General features: G+C 69.5%; 1 protein-coding gene. It reads left to right on the top strand.

What is annotated here, in order from left to right:
• Positions 1-55: 55 nt before the first annotated feature.
• Positions 56-5,577 (top strand): RHS repeat-associated core domain-containing protein (locus ACFHWT_RS30965; RefSeq protein ID WP_416598192.1); only part of this gene is annotated, 5,522 nt, incomplete at its 3' end.

Below are 5,577 nucleotides of genomic sequence, written 5' to 3' on the forward strand. Positions count from 1 at the left end.
GTGTGTCCACCACGTTGCTGGCAGTCTGTTGTCTTGATTCTGGGGAGTGGCGCTGATGTCGGGTCGTCGGGTCAACCGGTTCTGGTTGTCGGGTGTGCGTCGCCGGGTCGCTGGGGTGACGGCGGTCGTGGTGGTGGCGTCGGCGTTGGCGGCTCCGCAGGCGGTGGCGGCGCCGGTGGGGACGGCGGCGGAGCCAGACGTGGGCCAGCGGTCGGTGCCGGTGGCGGAGCATGTGCCGGCGGGGGTGGACGACGAGGCGTCGGTGGCGGACTTCGCGCCGGAGTCTCCGGTGTGGCCGCGGGCGGCGTCGGTGGTGGCGGATCTGTCGTCCGGGTCGGCGGCGGTGGATGTGGGTGGTCTGCCGGTGGTGTTGTCGGCTCCGGAGCCGGTGGGTGACGTGTTGTCGGGGCGGGTGCGGGCTGATTGGGCGGATGCGTCGGAGGTGCCGGACCGGGTGCGGGTGGAGGTGGTGGATCCGGTTGAGGCGTCGGCGGCGGGGGTGGCGTTGGTGGTGCGGGTGGCGGTTGAGGGTGAGTCGGTGGCCGGTGGTGGGGTGCGGTTGGAGTTGGACTATTCGGGGTTCGCGGGGGCGTTCGGTGCGGCGTGGGCGTCGCGGTTGCGGTTGGTGGGGTTGTCGGAGTGTGCGTTGGTGGAGACGTCGGATCCGGAGTGTGCCGGGCCGGTGGGGTTGGGTTCGCGGAATGATCCGTTGGTGGGGCGGATCGGGGCGGATGTGGAGTTGTCCGCTGGGGCGGCGGGGGTGGGGGCGGGTCGGGCGGCCGCTGTTTCTGGTGGTGGTGTGGTGGTGGGGTTGCTGGCGGCGGGTGACGGGGAGACGGGGTCGTTCAAGCGGACGTCGTTGGGGCAGTCGGCGTCGTGGCAGGCGGGCCGGTCGGGGGGTGGGTTCTCGTGGTCGTATCCGTTGGAGGTGCCGCCGTCGCCGGGTGGGTTGGAGCCGGAGGTGTCGTTCGGGTATTCGTCGTCGGCGGTGGATGGTCGGACGAACGGGGAGAATTCGCAGCCGTCGTGGATCGGTGAGGGTTGGGATTTCCATCCGGGGTTCATCGAGCGGTCGTACCGGACGTGTAGTGATGATCTTGAGGGGTTTCCGGCGCATTACACGAACGCGACGCCGGATCCGTGTTGGCGGGAGCCGAACGCGAAGCTGGTGTGGCGGGGGCAGTCGACGGAGATCGTGCTGGGTGACGGGGACGGGAAGTGGCGGCTGGCCAACGATGACGGTTCCCGGATCGAGTTGTTGACCGGCCGGCATGGTTACACGCACAACGGTGAGGCGTGGCGGTTGACCACGACGGACGGTACGCAGTTCTACTTCGGTCGGCAGCGGTTGCCGGGGTGGAACGCGGGGGATCGTGAGACGAACTCGGTGATGGGGCAGGGTGTTTTCGCGAACCACACGGGGGAGCCGTGTTACCGCTCGGACGGTTTCTACTATTCGCGGTGTTTCATGGCGTACCGGTGGAATCTGGATTATGTGGTGGATGTTCACGGGAACTCGATGTCGTACTGGTACGACCGGGAGTTGAGCCGGGCGGGGATCACCGGGACGGGCACGTATCAGGTGCAGTACGACCGGGGGAGTGTGCTGCGGCGGGTGGAGTACGGCACGGTGGCCGGTGGTGAGGCGGACACGGTGAACCCGCCGATGCGGGTGTTGTTCGCGGTGGGTGACCGGTGTCTGTCGTCGTGTTGGAGCGGGAGTTCGCCGAACACGGCGAACTGGCCGGACACGCCGTGGGATCTGCAGTGCGACGCGGCACCGTGTAACAACAACATCGGGCCGTCGTACTTCACCGGGAAGCGGTTGACGTCGGTGACGACGCAGGTGCGGGTCGGTGGCGTCTACGAGGACGTGGACCGGTGGGACCTGAGTCACAGCTTCCCGTCGACGAACGAGTCGAGCGCGTTGAATCCGCCGTCGTTGTGGCTGTCGGGCATTCAGCGGACGGGTCTGGCCGGTGGGCAGGTGGCGTTGCCGGCGGTGACGTTCGGCGGGACCCGGTACGCGAACCGGACGGATCACAACGTGTCGGCGGCGGTGCCGGTGACGAACAAGTACCGGGTCACCGAGATCAACACCGAGTCGGGTGGGCGGATCGAGATCACCTATCAGGGTTCGGACTGCACGGTGTCGTCGCAGGCGGATCCGGATCACAACTCGAAGCGGTGTTTCCCGCAGTACTACAAGCCGGACGGGTCGCCGGCGGGGTGGTCGTGGTGGAACAAGTACCGGGTGACGCAGGTGGTGGAGCGGGACCTGGTCGGTGGTTCACCGGCGGTGACGCACAGCTACGCGTATTCGACGGCGGGGGCGACGTCGACGGTGTTGTGGCATCACAACGACGCGGACGTGTGGTCGCGGTCGTTGCCGTTGCGGACGTGGTCGGATTTCCGTGGCTGGCCGACGGTGACGGTGACCACCGGCACCGGGAGCGGGCATCAGACGCAGTCCCGGTACCTGTATTTCCGGGGGATGCACCGGGACCGCACCGACGCCGGTCCCGGCACCCGGAGCGTGACGTTGACCGGCACAGACGGCGCGGTGCACGGCGACGACTGGTGGCGGGCCGGTTTCCTGTACGAGCGGATCGACTACGCCGCGCCGGGCGGGCAGCAGCTGAACCGGACGATCCAGCAGGTGGCCGGCTACGCCACCTCGAGCCGTGTGGAGGATCCGGTCCACGCCCAGCCGGCCACCTGGCAGTCGGTGATCTCCCGGGTCGTCACCACGATCGGGTACACGTGGCTGGAACACGACGGCACGTGGCGGCACACCCGGACCGTCGACACCTGGGACACCACCTACGGCACCCTGATCTCCTCCGACGACCGGGGTGACGTGTCCACCCTCGCCGACGACGTGTGCACCCGGTACACGTACGCCCGCAACACCGGCGCCCCGTGGCTGATCGACACCGCGTCGCGGGTGGAGACCGTCGCGACGCCGTGCGGCAGCACCCCGTCCTACCCGGACGATCTGCTGTCCGACACCCGCTTCTACCGCGACGGCGCCACCAGCCACACCACCGCGCCGACCCGCGGCCTGGTCACCAAGGTCGAGACAGCGCGGTCCCACGACGGCACTACCCCGACCTACCTCACCACCGGCACCACCACCTACGACGCCCACGGGCGGCCGTTGACCGTCACCGACGCCCTCAACCGGACCACGACCACCGCCTACACCCCGGCGTCCGGCGCGCCGACGACGGCCGTCACGGCCACCAACCCGCTCGGTCACGACGCCACCACCACCCTCGACCCGCGTCGTGGCCTGCCGACCGAGGTCAGCGACATCAACGACAAAGTCTCCACCGGCGTGTACGACCCACTCGGCCGGCTGACCACGGTGTGGGCTCCGGGCCGGCCCACGTCGGCGACACCCGACCTCGAGTACGCGTACACGATCACCAAGACCGCTCCCAGCCACATCCGGACCCGCGCCCTGGGACCGAACGGCAACCAGATCGACAGCTACGACATCTACGACGGGCTGCTGCGCCCCCGGCAGACACAGGTCACCGCCCCGGACGGCAAACGCACCATCAGCGACACCCAGTACGACGTCCGCGGCCAGACGGTCAAGACGTCCACGTTCTACAACGACGCGTCCGGGCCGACCGGCACCCTGGTCACCTTCGCCGACACCGCCATCGAGTCGCAGACCCGCACCGTGTACGACGGCGCCGGCCGGCCCACCCGCACCCAGCTGTGGTCGGCGAACACCCTGCAGTGGGAGACGGTGACCGGCTACGACGGTGACCGGGTCACCGTCGACCCACCCACCGGAGGCACCCCGACAACGTCGATCATCGACGCCCAGGGCCGGCAGACCGCGCTACGCCAACACACCGGCTCGTCCCCGACCGGCGCCTACGAGGAGACCAGCTACGGCTACAACCCGCGTGACGAGCTGACCACGGTCACCGACCCGGCCGGTAACCAGTGGACCTACACCTACGACCTGCTCGGCCGGCGTACCGGCACCGTCGACCCCGACGCCGGCACCTCCACCAGCACCTACGACAACGCCGGCCAGCTGGTCACCACTACCGACGGCCGCGGCGAAACCCTCTGGTACGGCTACGACAACCTTGGCCGCCGTACCGAGCTGCGCGACGACACCTCCACCGGCGCACTGCGGGCGTCGTGGACGTACGACACCCTTGAGCTCGGCCTGCCGACCTCGTCGACCCGCCACGTCGGCGGCGACGCGTACACGACGGCGGTCACCGGCTATGACGACGGCTACCGGCCCCTCGGCGCCACCGTCACCATCCCGGCCGCTGAGACCGGGCTGGCCGGCACCTACACCACCAGCCACACGTACCACGACAACGGCGCCCCGGCGACCACCAGCCTGCCCGCGATCGGCGGCCTGCCCGCCGAAACCCTCACGTACGGCTACCACACCGCGTCCGGCCTGCCCACCACCCTCACCACCGGCACCGACACATTCGTCTCCGCGACCAGCTACCACTACGACGGCAGCATCGCCCAGCGCGTCCTCGGCACCGGCGGCACCCGTATCCGGGTGTCCTCACCGGTCGAGACGGCGACCCGCCGTCTCGCCGCCTCGCAGGTCGACACCGAACACCCCACCACCCCCGACACGTGGGACGACGCCGCCACCACCAGCTACAGCTACGACCCCGCCGGCAACGTCACCTCGATGGCCGGCACCACCGCGGGCGTCGCAGACCAGGCCGAATGCTTCACCTACGACCACCTCCGCCGCCTCACCCAGGCCTGGACCGAAACCACCCCCACCTGCACCACCCCGCAACGCACCGGCGCCGACCCCTACCGGCAGGCCTTCACCTACGACACCACCGGGAACCGACTTACCGCGACCACCTGGTCCGCTACCGGGTCGACGACCGCCACCTCCACCTACCCCACCCCGGGCAGCCCCCAACCCCACGCCGTCACCGCCGTCGACCACACCGGCGAAACCACCGGCACCGACACGTACGCGTACACCACCGGCGGGCACACCCAAACCCGCACCGTCGACGGTGTCACCCAGACCCTCACCTGGGACGCGGAAGGCCGCCTCGCCACCACCACCGAACCCGGCCTGGACACCACCAACATCTACGACACCTCAGGGAACCGGCTCATCCGCCGCGACACCACCGGCACCACCCTCTACCTCGGCCACACCGAACTCCGCCGCACCACCAGCAACGGCCAGATCGACGGCACCCGCCACTACCAACACGCCGGCGCCACCATCGCCGTCCGCACCGTCACCGGCCTCACCTGGCTCATCCCCGACCACCACGGCACCAACCAGATCAGCATCGACCCCACCACCCACGACCTCACCCGCCGCCGCACCCTCCCCTTCGGCGACACCCGCGGCACCCCACCCACCGCCTGGCCCGACGACAAAGGCTTCGTCGGCGGCACACAAGACCCCAACAGCCTCACCCACATCGGCGCACGCCACTACGACCCCACACTCGGACGGTTCATCTCCGTCGACCCCATCATGGACCCGGCCGACCCCCAGCAGATGCACGGCTACGCCTACGCCAACAACAACCCCAC

It is taken from the genome of Micromonospora sp. LOL_021 (genome assembly GCF_048060215.1).
Taxonomy (GTDB): domain Bacteria; phylum Actinomycetota; class Actinomycetes; order Mycobacteriales; family Micromonosporaceae; genus Micromonospora_E.